The organism is Qipengyuania sp., from assembly GCF_042095715.1.
In the GTDB taxonomy this organism is placed as follows: domain Bacteria; phylum Pseudomonadota; class Alphaproteobacteria; order Sphingomonadales; family Sphingomonadaceae; genus Qipengyuania.
Genome location: NZ_JBELMO010000001.1, coordinates 1 through 17,262 on the forward strand (window position 1 = coordinate 1; position 17,262 = coordinate 17,262).

A 17,262-nucleotide genomic window follows, 5' to 3' on the forward strand; every position below is an offset into this window, starting at 1 on the left:
ATCGGCAAAGCCGCAACCGGCCTGTTTACCGGCGCGGACGCCGAAGCCATTGGCGGCCAGTTCGGCGGGCTGTTGGCCAATCCCTGGGAACTGTTGATGTGGCACACCGTGTTCATGGCCATCGTTGTGTTTATCGTTGGTCGGGGTATTCGTTCCGGGCTTGAGAAAGCCGTGAACATGCTGATGCCACTGCTGTTCGTACTGCTGATTGCGATGGTGATCTATGCCATGAACAGCGGCACCTCCCCGGGACGCTCCGCCAGCGCGGTTTGCATCATTGTATCGAGCGGCAAGCCGGCCTCGGCGGACGGAGAACCTTGGAGCGATGCCTCGTAATCTTCGCCCAGAGCCCCATCGATCTCGTCGTGGAAAATGAGCGGAAGCCCCGTCACGCAGAGCATGAGCAGGAAAGCCGTGGCCACCAGGCTCGACCATTTATGGACCACAAACCAGAATCTGATGCTGCGCCGCGTCATGGCCGGATGGCTAGGCGGGTCCTTGGGCGCCGTCAATGATAACAGTTCGCAATTGCATTCTGCGGCGAGGGCTAGCCGCCAAATGTTTCAGGCGGGAGTTGGAGCCGCCTTTCGATCCGATGGTTATCCGCCGCAGATCTTACGAACCGCAACGGGTTCATTGCGAGCGCGGGGGGCCGTATATCCGATCAGTCGTTTGGGTTGGCCGCTCGACCTGCTAGGGGCGCGCCGCAATGATCACCATCGACAACCTTACAGTCCGGCTCGGCGGACGGGCTATCATGCAGGATGCCAGCGCTGCCATTCCCACCGGCGCGAGAATCGGCCTTATCGGATGCAACGGGGCGGGAAAGTCGACCCTGATGAAGACGCTGATCGGCCACATCGAACCCGATGAGGGTGCGATCGAAATGCCGAGGCGCGCGCGTCTGGGGTATATCGCGCAGGAGGCTCCCAGCGGTTCGATCACGCCTTTCGAGGCGGTGCTTGCCGGAGATACGGAGCGCGCTCAGCTCCTCGAGGAAGCGGAAAATTGCCCCGACATGGAGCGACTGGGCGACATCCACGAGCGGCTTCTCGCGATCGATGCCTATGCGGCCCCGTCCCGTGCGGCGATCATCCTGACCGGGCTGGGGTTCGACGAAGAGATGCAGGCTCGTCCGCTCGACTCCTTTTCCGGTGGCTGGAAAATGCGGGTCGCGCTGGGCACCCTCTTGCTATCCAATCCCGATATCCTGCTTCTCGACGAACCGTCCAACCACCTCGATCTCGAAGCGACACTGTGGCTGGAGAGCTTCCTCAAGACCTATCAAGGCACGCTGATCGTCATCAGTCACGAACGCGATCTGCTGAACAACGTCGTCACCGCGATACTGCACCTCCAGGATGGCAAACTGTCCCTTTACCCGGGCGGCTATGATGCATTCGAGAAGCAGCGGGCCGAGCGAGCCGCGCAGCTCGCGGCCATGAAGGCGGCACAGGATGCCCAGCGGGCGCGGCTGGAGGATTACGTCGCTCGCAACAGCGCAAGAGCTTCCACCGCCAAGCAAGCACAATCGCGCGCAAAGATGCTCGCGAAGATGCAGCCGATCACGGCCGTGATGGAAGACCCGAGCCTCAGTTTCGACTTCCCCAGCCCAGACGAGATGCGGCCCCCGCTGATCACTCTCGATCTTGCGGCGGTGGGTTACGGCGATGTGCCGATCCTCCAGCGGCTCAACCTGCGGATCGACCCGGACGACCGCATCGCCCTGCTCGGTCGCAACGGCAACGGCAAAACCACGATGGCTCGCCTGCTGGCGGCCCAGCTCGCGCCGATGGACGGGGCGATGCAGGCATCGGGCCGGATGCGCGTAGGCTATTTCACCCAATACCAGGTGGAAGAACTGGAAGCGGACGGCACGCCGCTGGACCACATGACCCGGGCGATGGAAGGCGCCTCGCCCGGCGCGGTGCGCGCTCAGCTTGGCCGGTTCGGATTTTCCGGGCACCGCGCCACCGCGCGGATCGGGACGCTCTCCGGCGGCGAGCGTGCGCGGCTGGCGCTGGCGCTCATTACCCGTGACGCCCCACATCTCCTGATCCTGGACGAGCCGACCAACCATCTCGACGTGGATGCGCGCGAAGCGCTGGTCCAGGCGCTGAACGCGTTCGAGGGAGCGGTCATTCTCATCAGCCATGATCGGCACGTGGTCGAACTGACCGCCGACCGGCTTGTTCTGGTGGATGGCGGAACGGCCAAGGAATACCCGGGTAGTATCGAGGACTACATCGATTTCATTCTGGGCCGGAACCAGCCGCGTGCGGGCGGAAGCGGCGGTGCCGCCAAACCGAAGAAAGACAAGCGCGCCGCGGCTAGGAGCCGCGAGGCCGTCCGGCTCGCGCGAAGCAATGTGACCGCAAGCGAAAAGGCGATGGCACGCTTGCAACACAGGCTCTCGGCGCTCGACACTTCCCTGGCAGACCCGTCGCATGCCGGTGTCGCCCCCAGCGATCTCCTGCGGGAGCGCGCGGAGGTTGCGGCGGAGCTGGAAACGGCCGAGTTACAATGGCTCGAAGCGCAGGAATCGCTGGAGAAGGCCGAGGCGTGACGGGAGGCCGAAGCGCGTGAGCGGCGTGATTCTCTTCAACAAGCCCTACGGCGTGCTCTCGCAGTTCACCGACGAGCGGCAAGGTGTGCCGCGCCCGACGCTTGCGCAGTTCATCGACGCACCGGGGTTCTATCCCGCCGGGCGGCTCGATTTCGACAGCGAAGGCCTGCTGATCCTTTGCGACGATGGCCGGTTGCAGGCGCGCATCGCCGACCCGCGTTTCAAACTAGCCAAGACCTATCTCGCACAGGTTGAAGGGGAGCCCGACGCTGCTGCGATGGAGGCATTGCGAAGCGGTGTCCGGCTTAAGGATGGCCGGTCCCGCCCTGCGAAAGCCGAGCGTATCTGTGCGCCCGCATTTTGGCCGCGCGATCCGCCGATCCGGTTCCGCAAGTCCGTTCCCGACAGCTGGCTGCGCCTGACCATTACCGAAGGCCGCAACCGGCAGGTTCGCCGGATGACGGCAGCGGTCGGACATCCGACGCTGCGCCTTGTCCGTTGGGAAGTAGGGGAATGGACGCTCGACGGGCTTGCGCCCGGCGAATGGCGCAAGCTGTGACGGCGCCGCTCAGTCGGAATCGATAATCGCCAGACAACCGCGATTCAGAAGATCGATGATCAGCCCGGCGACGTCTTGCGAGGCGAGCTCGTTTGAGGGCGCGATGATGCGCGGTTCGGCGCAAAGCCGCTCGGCCATTCGCGCCACCGTGCCCTGACAGACGTAAGCCTCGCCGTCGACGAACAGCACGAGTCTTTCGGTGCTCTCCCGGACGAAGGAGAACCGGCTGGCCGGATTGCGTGCAAGATCGAGCGGCGCTCTCTCTCTGGTCAGGTCGGCGGCGGTCACATGCTGCTCCGGCGCCCAGTCCAGCCCATCTTCCTTCGGCCGTGTGACATAGCGGCCGAACCATGCGGCGAACGCGGTCCGGTCCGTCAGCGCGTCCGAAACCATAGCCTGCAGACGCGCCAGGGCCGCCGAAGAAATCTCGCCGGGAGGCGCCCCGACCGAAAGATTCGGGTCGGTGTAGCGATCGTCCTCGTCCAGCGTATCCAGCAGGTGGTCAGCCCAGGCGGAAACGAGATCGCCGCGTGACGGCGCGCGGAAACCGACCGAATAGGTCATGCAATCGTCGCCCACTGCCACCCCGTCGTGCGCGTAACCGGGCGGCACGTACAAGATGTCGCCCGGATCGAGCACCCATTCCTCCAGGGGTTCGAAATCCGCCAGGAGGCGCAGATCATCGTGCGGCAGCAGCCTTGCACTGCTGTCATGGCGCTTTCCAATCCGCCAGCGCCGTTGACCCAGACCCTGAACAAGGAAGACGTCATACTGGTCGAAATGTGGCCCTACGCCGCCGCCCTCGACGGCATAGCTGACCATCACATCGTCGATACGCCAATCGGGGATGAACCGGAACGGCTCGATCAGCGCAGCCACCTCATCGATATGGTGATCCACCGCATGAACGAGCAAGGTCCAAGGAGTTGCGCCAAGATCGCCAAAACTCTCAGGCCCAAAAGGGCCATGTTGGACCGTCCACCCGCCCTGCGCGACTTGGCGAACCAGGCGGCTTTCGACCTCGGCCTGGCAGGCGAGACCCGCCAGTTCGTCGGGTTCGAGCGGGTTGGTCCAACATCCCCACGGGTTGCGGATCAGGAGAGGTTGCTTCTGCCAGCAATCCCGAAGAAACGCCGCCGCGTCGAAATTCTGCAATGCAGGCACTAGCGCGGCAGCTGTTCGTCGGCCTCGGCCATCAGGTCCATCAGGTTGCGAGCAGCGTTCCGATCGTCCGGATCGGGGAATGAGACGTCGAGGTCGGGCGCGGCACCCGGCATGTAGAGCACCGCCCACAAGGCAAATCGTTGCCCTCGATCACGCGACAGGCCGAGGTCGACCTGCATCTTTTCGATCCCCGCCGCCCGCGCGCCTGAGGAAAGCGATTCTGCCGAACTGGTGCCGAAATACCGGTAGAAAAGATCGTCAAAATTCATGGCGCCCTGCTACCACCGTGGTTGCGCGACGTCACGCCGTCGCACCGGTCATTCCGTTCTCAGGAGGCGCGGGCGCAAACAGACTGGCTGCGCCTGGCAAGCCGCTTGCCCGTTTTCATCCGCCCGACGCCATTGGCTCCGCGTCGCCAATCCCGCCTCCGAGTGCAACGAACAGGGTGGCGCTGTTCTGAATCCAGGCCCGGCGGGTGGCGAGAAGGCGCTGTTGTGCTTCGAACAGGCTGCGTTCGGCGTCCAGGACTTCGAGATAGTCGGCAACGCCTTCACGATATCGCAGATTGGCGATCCGCGCGATCCGCTGTTGCGCCGTGACGCCTCGCTCCAGCGCCGCGATCTGATCGTCCAGATATCGCCTGCCCGCAAGCGCGTCGGAGACTTCGCGGAACGCGACCTGGACCGTCTTGTCGTAGTTGGCGACTTCCTCGACTTCCAGCGCGCGAGCCAGATCGAGATCGCCCTGGCGGGCGCCCCAATCGAAGATCGGGAGGCTGATGGACGGGCCAAAGCTCCATCCCAGGGTGTCGGAAGAGAACAGCCCGTCGAGGCTGCTCGACGAAAAACCGGCATTGCCAGTCAAGGAGATCGTGGGGAAGAAGGCGGCGCGTGCCGCCCCGATGTCCGCACGCGCGGCGCGCAGTTGCTCTTCGGCGGCGATGATATCGGGCCGGACGAGAAGCAAATCGGAGGGCAGGCCGGGATCGAGGCGTCGTTCGTCTTGCTGGTCGAGCAGGTCGAGGCCCGGTGGAAGATCGTCGGGAATGCGGCCTCCGACGAGCACGGTCAGCTGGTTCTCGATCTGCGCCAGGCTCAGTTTCTGCGACGCCAGCTGCTGCTGGGCCTGTGTCAGCAGGGTTTCGGCCTGACGATAGGGCAGTTCGGAGGTCACGCCCTGATCGAAGCGAAGCTTCGCGATCCTCAGCCCTTCGACGCGCCCGTCGGCTGTGGCTTGGGCGAGCTTGATCTGTTCGCGGGTTTCCAAGGCCGCAATATAGGAATTGGCGGTATCCGCGATGAGCGAGAGATAGAAGGCGCGCTGCGCCGCCGCGGACGCGAGATACCGCGCGCGGGCGGCTTCGCTCAGATTGGCGATGCGTCCCCAGAAGTCCAATTCGAATGCGCTTACCCCGACCCCAACGTCGAACCTGTCGTAAGTTACGGACGCGGGCGCGCCGTCGGCATCTCCTGGCGGAATGATAACCGGATTGGCCGCGAGAGACTGCCGTGTGCGTGTTCCACTCGCCTGCGCGACGAGATTGGGAAGCCTTCGGGAATCCTGAATGCGATAGCGGGCCCTGGCTTGCTCGATCCGGGCCGTCGCGATCACGAGATCGCGATTGTTCGCCAGCGCGGTAGCGATCAGCGCATTGAGGCGTGGATCGCGAAACCACTCTTTGTAAGATAGCCTGCTGGCGATCACACTGCCGTCTTGCCTCAGGCTTTGGTCATAGACGGGAGGGGTCGCAGGCTCGGGCCTGACATGGTCTGGCGCGAAATTGGCGCAGCCTGCCAAGGCCAGGCTGGCCGCGGTGGCAAGAAGCAGTCGGTTCATCGGGGCGTTCCGGTATTGGGCTCTCGCGGGGTCGTGGGGGCGGCGGCTTCGTCGTTCTCGATATGCCCGGTGGCCACGGGTTGCTTGCGGCTGAGCTTGCGGCGGACAAGCAGATACAGGATCGGAATGACGAAGATGCCGATCACCGTCGCGGTGATCATGCCGCCCATCACGCCCGTGCCCACCGCGATCCGGCTGGCCGCTCCTGCGCCGCTGGCCAAAACGAGCGGCACCATGCCCAGGGTGAATGCCAGCGAGGTCATGATGATCGGGCGCAACCTCAGCCGTGCCGCGGATTTTACCGCTTCGATACGCGACTTGCCGGTTTCCTCCTCCTCGATAGCGAATTCCACCACGAGGATCGCGTTCTTCGCCGCGAGACCGATGATGGTGATCAGCCCCACGTTGAAATACACATCGGCCGACAGCCCGCGCAGCATCGAAAAGAGCACCGATCCCAGCACACCCATCGGCACGATGAGAAGCACCGCGACCGGCACCGCCCAGCTTTCGTACAGCGCGGCGAGCACCAGGAACACGACGATGACGGACAGGCCCAGCAACGCCCCGATCTGTCCGCTTGCCTGCTTCTCCTCGAAGGAAACGCCGGTCCACTCGTACCCGATCCCTGCGGGGAGTTGGCCCGCCAGTCTTTCCATTTCCGCAAGCGCAGCCCCCGAAGATTCGCCCGGCGCTGCCATTCCCGACAGGGTCATGGCGGGATACCCGTTGTAGCGCGCCAGGCTGGCAGGTGCGGCGGACCATCGCGCGGTCGCGAAGGACGAAAACGGCACGAGTTGGCCGCTCTGGTTGGGAATGCGCAAGGCAAGCAGGTCCTCGGGCGACATCCGGTCCTCGGCGTCGGCTTGGACCAGCACCTGCAGCACCCGCCCCTCGCGGTTGAAGTCGTTGGCGTAAGCGGAGCCGAAGGTGATCGAAAGCGCCGCATTCACATCGTTCATGGAGAGGCCAAGAGCCCGCGCCTGCAGCCTGTCGATATCGACGGCGAGTTCGGGGCTGAGGCCCTGATCCTCAGGCCTCAGGCCGGTTATGACTTCGCTCTGCGATGCCATGCCGAGGAGTTGATCGCGCGCGGCCGTCAGGGCCGTGCGTCCCAGGCCCACCCGGTCCTGTAGCTTCAGCGTGAAGCCGCTCGCCTGTCCCAACGACTGGATTGCGGGCGGTTGGATCACAAAGGCGAATGCCCCTTCGATCTGGGAGAATGTCCCCATCGCGCGTCCAAGCAAGGCTTCGGCGCTGCTTTCGGATGCGGATCTTTCGTCCCACGGCTTGAAGGAAGAGAACATCATGGCGTTGTTCTGGCCTTGCCCGAAGAAGCTGAAGCCTCTTACGACGACGAGGTCTTTCACTTCGTCCTGCGATAGCCAGAAGTCCACGATCGGTTTCAGCGCTTCATCTGTCCGCTCCTGCGTCGCCCCGGGAGGCGCCTGGACTACCGTGATCAGGAACCCTTGATCCTCATTCGGAAGGAAGGCGGTAGGCAAGCGGAAGAACAGCAGCACGGTGATCGCGGCAAGCACGAGAAATACCGCGAGGGCCCTGAACGGCCGCGAGAGAATACGGTCGTTTGCGCGGCCGTACTTCTCCTGCATTCGCGCGAACCAGCTATTGAAGCTGCCGGAGAAATCCGCAAGTTTCCATCGCGCCTGCGTCAATTTCCCGCGAAGTCCGGGCTCCACGGGCCCACGTTCGGGCGGCGCGGAATCGTGGTCGGTTCCCTGGTCAATCGGCTTGAGGAAAGTGGCGCAGAGCGCAGGCGTCAGCGATAGGGCCAGCACGGCGGAGAAGAAGATCGCAATCGCCAGCGTCACCGAGAACTGGCGATAGATGCCCCCGGTGGAGCCCGGGAAGAAGGCCATCGGGATGAACACCGCGATCAGCACGAGCGTTATGCCGATAATGGCGCCGGTGATCTGACCCATCGCCTTGCGCGTAGCCTGTGCAGGCGGCAGGCCTTCCTCGCGCATGATGCGTTCCACATTCTCGATCACGACGATGGCATCGTCGACGAGGATGCCGATCGCCAGCACCATCCCGAATAGCGACAGCACGTTGATGGAGAACCCAAAGAGCCACAAGCCAAGACAGGCACCGGCCAGCGCTATCGGGACGACAAGAGCGGGTATCAGAGTTGCGCGCCAGCTTTGAAGGAACAGCAGGATGACCAGGAAGACCAGGATCATCGCTTCGACCAGCGTCTTCACCACTTCCTCGACCGAGGCCTGAACGAAGGGCGTGGTATCGTATGGGATCGATAGACTCACGCCCTCGGGCAGGCTCGACTCGATCTCCGCCATTCTGGACTTTACGCCCTCCGCGGCGGCCAGCGCGTTCGCGCCGGTCGCGAGTTGCACGGCCATACCCGCCATCGGGCTGCGATTCAGCGTGGTGGAGGTCGAATAGTTCTGCGCCCCCACCTCTACCCGGGCCACGTCGCTCAGCCGGACCACGGCGGCACCGGTGTCGGCGCGAAGAATGATGTTTCTGAATTCCTCCGCAGTCGTGAACCGGCCCTCGGTCGTGATGGTCGCGGATATCTGCTGCCCGGATGCGATCGGCTGCTCACCGATGGCCCCGCCCGCTGTCTGGGCATTCTGTTCGCGCACGGCGGCGAGCACTTCGCTGGGCGAAAGACCGTAGGAAGCGAGAGCTTCCGGATCCAGCCAGATACGCATGGCGTATTGCGATCCGAAAAGGGTCACGTCCCCGACACCCGGAACCCGCCGCAATTCATCGATCACCCGCGTAGCCGCGATATTGCCGAGATCGGTGCTGTCGAATGCGGTCGTGTCGGACGTCACGGCCACGATCATCAGGAAACCGGCGTTTGCCTTGCGCACCGTAATGCCTTGTCGCCTGACTTCCTCGGGCAGGCGCGCCTCCACGGTGCTAAGGCGGTTCTGAACCTCCGTCTGCGCTATGTTGATGTCGGTCCCCGCCTCGAAGGTCAGCGTGATGCTCGCAGTGCCGTTGGAGGCACTGGAGGACGCCATGTACAAGAAGCCTTCGACGCCATTGATTTGCTGCTCGATGACCTGGGTTACGTTCTGTTCGAGCGTCTCGGCATTCGCACCCGGATAGACGACGCTGATGGTCAGCGAGGGCGGCGCAACCTCGGGATATTGTTCGATCGGAAGGGCCCGCAGGGCGATGATGCCCGCCAGCAATATTGCCAGCGAAACGACCCAGGCGAAAATGGGGCGATCGATGAAAAAACGCGCCATCGGTCAGCCCTCCTTGGCGGGGGCCGGTGTGTTTGCTTGCGCTTTACGAGCACTGCCAATCCGCTGGACCGGGACCCCCGGCCGCAGCTTTTGAAGATTGCTGACGATCACGACGTCACCCGCTTTCAGGCCACTCTCGACGATCCACTTTCCATCGATCATCGCGCCCAAGGTAACCGGACGTACCGCCGCTTTCCCATCCTTGCTCACGATGAACACGGAGCCGCCCTGCTCGCTGAGCGACACAGCGCGTTGCGGGACCGCGATCCCGTTGCTGATTTGGCCGGCAATAATTTTCGCCCGGACGAATTCTCCCGGCAGCAAGAGGCCGCTGGGGTTCGGAAAGATCGCTCGCAGTTCGACGGTCCCGGTTTCGGCGTCCACCGAACGACCTTGAAAATCGATATATCCGGGGACGGGATATTCACTGCCGTCCTTGAAGCTGAGCAGCACCTCCATCCGGTCGTTGGGCCCCAGCGAGATCTCCCCGGTCGATGCCTGCCGGCGAAGCGCCATCAGCTCGTCCGACGATTGCGAGAACCGAACATAGACCCTGGAAATCTGCTCTATCCGCGTGAGCAGCGTGCCTTCCGCCTGAGAGACCAGCGCCCCCTCGGTTGTTTCCGCGCGACCCGCTCGACCGGCGATCGGCGCGCGGACGGTGGTATAGCCCAGTTGGAGGTCCGCCGCCCTGAGCTGCGCGGCGAGTTGGTTTACATTCGCATCGGCTTCTCGCGCGGCCGCGACGGCGGCGTCGTACTCCTGGCGGCTGATCGCATTTTCGCTGACCAGCGGGCGGTATCGTTCAACCACGGCCCTCGCATTGGATGCGCTGGCGCGTGCACGGGCAAGGGCGGCCTGCGCTTGAGCATAACTGGCCCGCAACTCGCTGGGGTCGATCCGGAACAAGAGCTGCCCGGCGCCTACGTCGGTGCCTTCGTCGTAAAGCCTCGACTGGATGATGCCGGTAACACGCGCCCGGACCTCGGCGGTTTTGAATGCCTCGACCCGGCCCGGCAGTTCCATGACGTTGGGAACCGAAACCGCGCGCATGGTGATCGTCTGGACCGGAACAGCGGCCGGCTGTGGGGGCGCTTCGGATCCGGAACAGGAAACGAGGAACAGGCCTCCCATCAGGGCGGCAAACAAGCGCGTCATCGTCGAAACTTTCGGTTCAGTATTTGTGCAGATGCGAAGGTGTAATAGGAATTACAGTGTTGCCATACAAGCGCCTTTGGTGAAGCTTTTGCCTGTGTTCGGAAAAGAAACGGAAACTTGTCGGCTAAACCGGCGGCGGGCGGCCATTCTCGACGCCGCTCGCGCGCTTTTCATTGAATTCGGATACGAGGGAACGACCTTGGGAATGATTGTGGATCGTGCGGGGGGGTCGCTCGCGACGGTTTACAAGCTCTTCGGCAACAAGGACGGTCTCCTCAAGGCCATGGTCTTCGAGAGGGAGTTATCGAGCGTAACAGCTATTCTGGCCGCGAGAAATTGTTCGGAAGAGCCGGCAGAGACCCTTCACCGTATCGCCGCCGAACTGGAAGCGCATTTGCTGAATGCCGATTTCTTGGCGCTTGTTCGCATCGTGATGGCCCGCAGCATCGAAGACGCACAGTTTGCGAAGGAATTCTATGACCGTACGGCCATGCGCACGCGCGCCGGGCTCGAGGATTTGTTTGAGATCTGGCGCAAGGCAGATCTCGGTTTGCAAGGTGATCCGCAGATGTTGGCCGATACGTTTATGGGGCTGATTGTGAGCGACATGCATCACGCGGCGATCAGCCACGGTTCGATCGAGCGGCTGACCACGGAGCAATTCAGCCAGCGGACGGATCTCTTCCTGAGGGGGGCCGGTCTGCTCCCTCGCCCCATCGAACACTTGAGGCAGTAATCGGGGGGCATCGATCACGCCTCCGAATTAATGGAGCTGCTGTGGTGACTGCCCCCGCGCGCAACCAAACCCTCGGGAGGGTTACGCGCGTAGTCCGTAAAGCCACGGGAACGCTGAACGGGCCGCGAAACCGACTCGTCTAACTAGTCGCGCTCCGCTGCCGCTGCGTCTAGCCTTGCTCCCAAAGGATCTTCTTTCAGCACCGCCTCGCCTGAAGCCTCGAAATCCATGATCTGATCGCCGGTGGGATCATACGACAGCCACTGCGGCAGTTCGTCCCCATTTGGATTACCGGTCTTTGCGAAGTTGGTCAGATAATCGCCCATCAACCGGGCGATTTGACGATCCCTGGCTGTCGTTTGGTCGCCATACTTGATTTCTGCGGTGTCGAAAAAGAACGGAATGTCGGTCGCGTGTTGCGCGCCCTCGGAATCCACCGATTCCGCGACATACGAGAAGCGGTATTGCCAGACCGGAACGCCGTGCTCGGCCACTTCGCCTGCGATCTCGCGGGCGCCAGCCACCATAATTCCTGTCGGCCCGCCGATGTCCGCACTTGTGGCGCCTATCATCATAGGCGCTTTGGCGAAATCGCCGTCCTCATAGGCCGCCTCGGCATCGACCGCGATCAAGCCATCGGGGAAGGGGCTGGCGAAGGTTCGCTCCCCGGCATCATTGACGGCGGACATGGTGGCAAGATTGAGCCCGTCGGTCACCTTTGCAGCCGGAAGCGCGCGCAGTTTCTCGAGCGCTTCCGGGTCATTGGTCGCGATTCCGTTCGTGCGCGCGAAGTTCACTCCGATGGCCTCGGTGGCAGCGAAATCGGCTGCGCGCATGGAGCCGCCATTTCCGCCGGACATCACCACCGCCTTGTCGAACAGTCCTTCGGCCATCGGTGAGGTAACCAGAAAGTGAACTGACATTCCGCCCGCCGATTCCCCCACAATGGTAACATTCTCGGGGTCACCACCGAACGCCGCGATATTGCGCTCTACCCAGCGCAGAGCGGCGAGCTGATCCATATATCCGTAATTGCCGAGCAAGCCATTGTCCGGGTTCGCGCGGGTGAGGGCTGGATGCGCGAATGTGCCAAAACGCCCCACGCGGTAATTGAAACTGACGAAAACCACGTCTCTCGAAGCGAGCTTCGCCCCCGAATACGTGGGCGGCGAGGAGCCACCGTTGACGAAGCCTCCGCCATAAATCCATACGACCACGGGCAGCTTTCCCTCTGCGCCGACAGGCTTCCACAAGTTGATGTAAAGGCAGTCTTCGGCTGGCTCCGTGCCGAGCGGCGCGGCGTCGCTCGGAAAGGGCTTCTGCATGCAATCGGGCGCATAACCCGTCGCCTCTCTCACGCCGTCCCATGCGCCGGGCGGTTGCGGGGCGCGCCAGCGCAGCGGACCGACCGGCGGCGCGGCGAACGGGATGCCCTTCCAACTCGCAATACCGTCCTCGACGGTGCCGCGAACCGCGCCGGTTTCGATACGCACTACCGGCGCATCGATCGTCGGCTCCGCTGCAGCCGGCACGCCCAAACCTGCAATGGCGAACAATGAAGCGATCAACCGCATGTTATCTCCCTCTCGCTCATCGCGATTATCAGCTGCCGGGCTTATTGCAGCTTCTCGACGTCGCCGCCATCGAAGAGAAGCGCAGCGACTGTCGAATTGATTGGCGATCACTCGCCGATGGTTTAGGCTTCGCTGGTGGCAAGCGCATGGTAACGATCAGGGAAGTCGCGAAAGAAGCGGGCGTTTCCGTGGCGACCGCATCGCGTGCGCTCAACGGCTTGAAGAATGTGACACGCGCAACCCGCGAGAAGATCGAGGCTGCTGCCCTGCGTCTCGACTATGTCCCTCATAGTGGCGCCCGCAGTCTCACCCGCCGCCAGACCGACACCATCGGGATTATCCTGCCGGACCTGTTCGGTGAGTTCTTTTCCGAAATCATCCGCGGCATCGACATGGTGGTCCACGCTGCGGGCAAGAACATTCTGCTTGGCAACATGCACGGCAGTCCGGCCGAAACCGTTCAGGCGATACGTGCGATGCGGGGGCGGGTAGACGGTCTGCTGGTCATGCCCCCCAACTCCAGCGTCGATACGATCGGTGGTTCGAACAATTGGAATATTCCGACGGTTCTTCTCAATGCTCCTGCACGCGATGCGGACATGCCGTATGTCACCGTCGATAATTACGCCGGCGCACGGCTGGTCGCCGAACATCTCGTCGGCTGCGGCGCCAAACGGATTATCCATATCGCCGGGCCTCAAAACAATCGTGATGCAAGCGAACGGGAGCGTGGATTTCGCGACGTGATCAAGGAAAAGCTGGGCGAAGCCAATCCGGTTGTCTTGCCTGGCGACTTTCGCGAAGATGCGGGGCGGGATGCGGCGCACGCGTTGCTGTCCGGCGGAACGCCCTTCGATGCAGTCTTCGCTGGGAACGATGTCATGGCGGTCGATCTGATAACCGAACTGCGCAAGGCAGGCCTGGAGATTGGCAAGGATGTGCTGGTTGCGGGCTTCGACGACATTCCGCTCGCCCGCTATGTAACGCCCGAACTCACGACGGTTCATTCGGATATAACGCGTCTCGGCTCGACCGGGGCGCGGCTATTGCTTCGCATGCTGAGGGGCGAGGATCTTGGTGAGGAGCGCGGCCTCGTCATCGCGCCTACCCTTGCGGTCCGGGGATCGACCACCGGCAAGGCCTCCTTCTAACAACGATCGGAACAAGGCGTGGCCCAAGAGATCGGAGTGAGGATTTTGCGCGGCACCGCGATTCTGGCGTGCGCGCTCCTGCTTGCCGCATGCGCGCACGTGGCAGAGCGAATACCCCTTAACAGCAGCCCCCTCGTTGTCATGACCTACAATGTCAGGCTCGATCTGGCGTCCGACGGTGCCAACGCGTGGCCGAAGCGAAAAGATATGGTCGCCGCTCTCATCGGTCACGAAGCGCCGGATATCTTGGGCATGCAGGAGGTGCTGGCCGGTCAGAAGCATGATCTGGAGGAGGCGCTGCCATCTTACCGGTTCATCGGTGTCGGCCGGGACGATGGAGGCGATAAGGGTGAGTTCTCTCCCCTGGCATGGCGCAACGACCGCTTCGTCCTGGTGGATTGGGGAAATTTCTGGCTTTCGGAAACACCGGCCAATCCGGGGAAGGGATGGGATGCGGCCTATCCTCGGATCGCGACTTGGGCGCTCCTGCGCGAGCGCGGAAGCGGTAGGCCCCTTCGCGTCCTCAACACGCATTTCGACAATGTCGGCGAGGTCGCGCGCGAACGTGCCGCCGAAATGATCGTTCGCTGGGCGCGAGAGGGGCAGGGGAGTGACCTTTCGGCTGCGACCGTGGTGATGGGAGATTTCAATGTTCCCCCCGGCAGCCGGCCGCACGCACTGCTCGCGGACGCCGAGCACAGCGGGCTGAAGGATGCGAAGACGCTCAGTACAACGCCTCCTTATGGACCTTCTGGAACCTTCACCGGTTTCGATATCTCGAAGGATGCAGGCGAGCCGATCGATCATATTTTCGTGTCGAGCGGCATCCGCGTACGCGGTTATTCAGTTGTAACCCAGCATTGGGGTGGTTGGCTTCCTTCGGACCATTATCCGGTGATCGTGGAGCTTCAATTGCCCGATCGCTAATCGGGCCTGTCTCTAGACCACGCGCAGGGTGGCGCGGACGCCGAAGTGATCGGATGGATATTTTCCGTCCTCCGGAACATCCCCGATCCGACGGGCTGCGACCGGCTCGAAGCGCTTACGCTCGGCAAAGATGTGGTCGATTACCCTTTCCCGATGACCCATGGCCGGGTTCAACGTGGTCGTGGAGGGATCTTGCGGCAGCGTACTGAAGAAGCGGGGGCCAGTCAGCGGCGCAAGGGCTTTCTCGTCGACGGTGGCGTTGAAATCGCCCGCAACGATCAGGGGTGTATGGTCGCGAGGAAGCCAATCCATGAGGTCGTTGACCTGTAAGGTCCGCACTGCGCCTGCGTCAGGCTGCGAGGCCAAGTGGGTGCCAACCACATCGATCGCAGAGCCGGCAACCGACATCCGTAAGCGCAAGGCGGTGCGATAATCGTTCAATGGTTCAAGCTTTTTCCCGACCTCATCCATCACTGGGAAGCGGGTGAGAATGGCATTGCCATAACGTTTAAGCGATCCTGGGGGTTCGGTGGCAAAGAAGTGGACCGAGTATTCCCCTAGCATATCCGCGATCGTCTGGGCTTGGTTGGGCAAAGCCCTGGTTTTGTCCTGCAGCACTTCCTGCAAAATGATGATGTCCGCCCCAGCCTGCTTCAGCGATTGCACCAGCAGCGGCAACCTTTGTGGCCAATCCCCGGCATCGTGCCAAATATTGAATGTCACGAGCTGGACCGTGCGGGGCTCTGTAATGTGAGCGACACAACTGGTGAGCGGAAACGTACCGGCGGCAAGCAACAGGGCGCGCCTGCTGAACACCGGCCCGGCCATCATTTGGCGGTCTTCTCGAGCCATCCGCCCTTGAAGCCCAACCGCTCCAGTCCACGCCGAATATGGGGGTTCTTGCGTAGCGTATTCCAGACGAGGCCAGTGCGATGGTTCTCCATCATCGCAAGGATCGGGCCCTGATCGATACCAAGATGGTCGCGCGCCACCCATCCCTTTTGAGCGTCCACCGTGCCGCTGGCGCTGCCTACATCGGTGAAGGTGTAACTCGGGTTGAAGGCGTCCTTGAACCCATACTTCGTGTAGAGCGACGCGCCATAGGTCTCGCGCATGGCCATCAGCGCGGGAATGGTCACTTCGGGAGCGAAGGGGACCGAACCGCCGGCAGCGGTGGGTACGATCGTGCCATCGTCGACCACTCGCTCGCTGCTTACCCCGCGCGCGGAATAGCCCTGAAATTGGCGGGGCTTGCCATTCACGATCCGGCCATTGGCGGCACCGGTCGGCCCGTCGGACGCGGTCCAGCCCCAGAGATCGCCGGAATAACCGACCCAATCGTTGGGATTGTCGATGCCATAGGCCCGTTGGCTCAGCGTGGCGCGGCGGCTGTTCTCAAAATAATCGATCCCCTTCGACGCCATGAAGGAATCCTGGATGCCGCGAAAGTCGATCCAGACATGGCTGTACTGATGGCCGAAAAGCGGCTCGAACTGAAGGTGCTCATAGCCGTAATAGGGGGCCCAGTCCTTCTCCAGATCGGCCGCCCAGCCGGTGTCCCATGCCTCTTTCGTGACCGGATGTGTCGGCGATCCGGCAGCCAGAATATAAATTAGCATGCCTTCGTTGTAGCCGACCCAGTCGTGCGTGCCGAAATCGCCGTTTTCTCCGCGCTCGGGATACCACCCCATGGCGATCGCCTTTCCGCTGCCGCCATTGGCGGACGGAATGGAACTGTTTTCGCGTTGGACGAAGGTCCAGTCGACACGGGCGTAGATTTTTTCGGCGAGGTCGCGGATTGCCGCTTCGGTCGGGTCGTCACGATCGAAATAGCTTTGTGCGAACAGAACGCCGCCCAGCAGAAGGCTGGTGTCCACGGTGGAGAGTTCCGTACGCCCGCGCCGCGCGCCGTCTTCGTTGTTGAGGAAGTGGTAGAAGAAACCCTTGTAACCGGAAACGCCCTCTACAGCAGGACCTTGAGGCGCGTTCCAATAGAACTCCAGACAATCGCGCGTGCGCGCAGCCGCCTGATCGCGGGAGACATAGCCACGCTCCGCCCCGATGCCGAAGGCGGTCAGCGCGAAACCGGTCGCCGCAATGGAGGAGAATGGATTACTCGGCCACCGATCGGGCGCGAGGCACCGTTGGGTATCAGTGGTTTCCCAGAAATAGGCGAAGGTTTTTCGGGTTAGATCTTCGGAGAAGGCGGCCTGATCGGTGGTCGAAGGCTGGGTGCCGCTCAGAGGACCGTCAACGGTCGCATTATCCGCGGGGAGGTAGTTTACACACCCCCCGAGAACCAAGGTTACGATTAGCGGAACGAGGCGTAGAGAAATGGTGGTCACC

General features: G+C 62.4%; 14 protein-coding genes and 1 pseudogene. 6 read left to right on the forward strand and 9 right to left on the reverse strand.

Annotation, left to right across the window (positions count from 1 at the left end; genetic code table 11):
- Window positions 1-336, forward strand: a pseudogene (locus ACFDTG_RS00005) (hypothetical protein); the annotation flags it as partial.
- Here ACFDTG_RS00005 and ACFDTG_RS00010 read toward each other — a convergent pair.
- A complete protein-coding gene (locus tag ACFDTG_RS00010) occupies window positions 222-476 on the reverse strand; it encodes a PepSY domain-containing protein (protein ID WP_375289015.1) in 255 nt (84 codons plus the stop codon). The pseudogene ACFDTG_RS00005 and the gene ACFDTG_RS00010 sit on opposite strands and share 115 nt — an antisense overlap.
- A gap of 233 nt (window positions 477-709) precedes the next feature.
- Here ACFDTG_RS00010 and ACFDTG_RS00015 point away from each other — a divergent pair, with 233 nt between their 5' ends.
- On the forward strand, window positions 710-2,566 hold the full coding sequence (locus tag ACFDTG_RS00015; protein WP_375289016.1) for an ABC-F family ATP-binding cassette domain-containing protein: 1,857 nt from the start codon (window positions 710-712) through the stop codon (window positions 2,564-2,566).
- A 16-nt stretch (window positions 2,567-2,582) separates the two neighbouring features.
- The gene (locus ACFDTG_RS00020; protein ID WP_375289017.1) at window positions 2,583-3,125 is read left to right on the forward strand and encodes a pseudouridine synthase; all 543 of its coding nucleotides are present in this window, start codon (window positions 2,583-2,585) and stop codon (window positions 3,123-3,125) included.
- Window positions 3,126-3,134: 9 nt separating this feature from the next.
- On the opposite strand, the gene ACFDTG_RS00025 is transcribed toward ACFDTG_RS00020, so the two are convergent.
- From ACFDTG_RS00025 to ACFDTG_RS00045, 5 genes are all read right to left on the reverse strand, one after another.
- Entirely contained in the window at window positions 3,135-4,280 is a 1,146-nt protein-coding gene (locus ACFDTG_RS00025) for a JmjC domain-containing protein (RefSeq protein WP_375289018.1), read from the reverse strand.
- 8 nt (window positions 4,281-4,288) lie between these two features.
- Window positions 4,289-4,558, reverse strand: coding sequence for a hypothetical protein (locus tag ACFDTG_RS00030; RefSeq protein WP_375289019.1), 270 nt, complete (start codon window positions 4,556-4,558; stop codon window positions 4,289-4,291).
- A 115-nt stretch (window positions 4,559-4,673) separates the two neighbouring features.
- Window positions 4,674-6,125, reverse strand: coding sequence for an efflux transporter outer membrane subunit (locus ACFDTG_RS00035; protein WP_375289020.1), 1,452 nt, complete (start codon window positions 6,123-6,125; stop codon window positions 4,674-4,676).
- The gene (locus ACFDTG_RS00040) at window positions 6,122-9,370 is read right to left on the reverse strand and encodes a multidrug efflux RND transporter permease subunit (RefSeq protein ID WP_375289022.1); all 3,249 of its coding nucleotides are present in this window, start codon (window positions 9,368-9,370) and stop codon (window positions 6,122-6,124) included. Before ACFDTG_RS00040 ends, ACFDTG_RS00035 begins: the two co-directional genes overlap by 4 nt.
- A 3-nt stretch (window positions 9,371-9,373) precedes the next feature.
- Window positions 9,374-10,528 (reverse strand): efflux RND transporter periplasmic adaptor subunit, encoded by a 1,155-nt coding sequence (locus ACFDTG_RS00045; RefSeq protein ID WP_375289023.1) that lies wholly within the window; start codon window positions 10,526-10,528, stop codon window positions 9,374-9,376.
- Window positions 10,529-10,607: 79 nt separating this feature from the next.
- On the opposite strand from ACFDTG_RS00045, the gene ACFDTG_RS00050 reads away from it, so the two are divergent.
- A complete protein-coding gene (locus ACFDTG_RS00050; protein ID WP_375289165.1) occupies window positions 10,608-11,264 on the forward strand; it encodes a TetR/AcrR family transcriptional regulator in 657 nt (218 codons plus the stop codon).
- A 143-nt stretch (window positions 11,265-11,407) separates the two neighbouring features.
- Here ACFDTG_RS00050 and ACFDTG_RS00055 read toward each other — a convergent pair whose 3' ends face one another.
- Complete coding sequence (locus ACFDTG_RS00055; RefSeq protein ID WP_375289024.1) at window positions 11,408-12,838, reverse strand: carboxylesterase/lipase family protein; 1,431 nt, start codon at window positions 12,836-12,838, stop codon at window positions 11,408-11,410.
- Between ACFDTG_RS00055 and ACFDTG_RS00060 the strand changes: the two genes are divergently transcribed.
- Together ACFDTG_RS00060 and ACFDTG_RS00065 are read left to right on the forward strand one after the other, a co-directional pair.
- Window positions 12,820-13,989 carry a LacI family DNA-binding transcriptional regulator gene (locus ACFDTG_RS00060; protein ID WP_375289025.1) on the forward strand — a complete coding sequence of 390 codons (1,170 nt, stop codon included), beginning with the start codon at window positions 12,820-12,822 and terminating at the stop codon, window positions 13,987-13,989. The two genes, ACFDTG_RS00055 and ACFDTG_RS00060, sit on opposite strands and share 19 nt — an antisense overlap.
- Before the next feature lie 141 nt (window positions 13,990-14,130).
- On the forward strand, window positions 14,131-14,916 hold the full coding sequence (locus ACFDTG_RS00065; protein ID WP_375289026.1) for an endonuclease/exonuclease/phosphatase family protein: 786 nt from the start codon (window positions 14,131-14,133) through the stop codon (window positions 14,914-14,916).
- Between the two features lie 12 nt (window positions 14,917-14,928).
- On the opposite strand, the gene ACFDTG_RS00070 is transcribed toward ACFDTG_RS00065, so the two are convergent.
- Both ACFDTG_RS00070 and ACFDTG_RS00075 read right to left on the reverse strand, forming a co-directional pair.
- Entirely contained in the window at window positions 14,929-15,768 is an 840-nt protein-coding gene (locus tag ACFDTG_RS00070; RefSeq protein ID WP_375289027.1) for an endonuclease/exonuclease/phosphatase family protein, read from the reverse strand.
- A complete protein-coding gene (locus ACFDTG_RS00075) occupies window positions 15,744-17,261 on the reverse strand; it encodes a glucoamylase family protein (RefSeq protein ID WP_375289028.1) in 1,518 nt (505 codons plus the stop codon). Before ACFDTG_RS00075 ends, ACFDTG_RS00070 begins: the two co-directional genes overlap by 25 nt.
- Window position 17,262 lies beyond the last annotated feature (1 nt).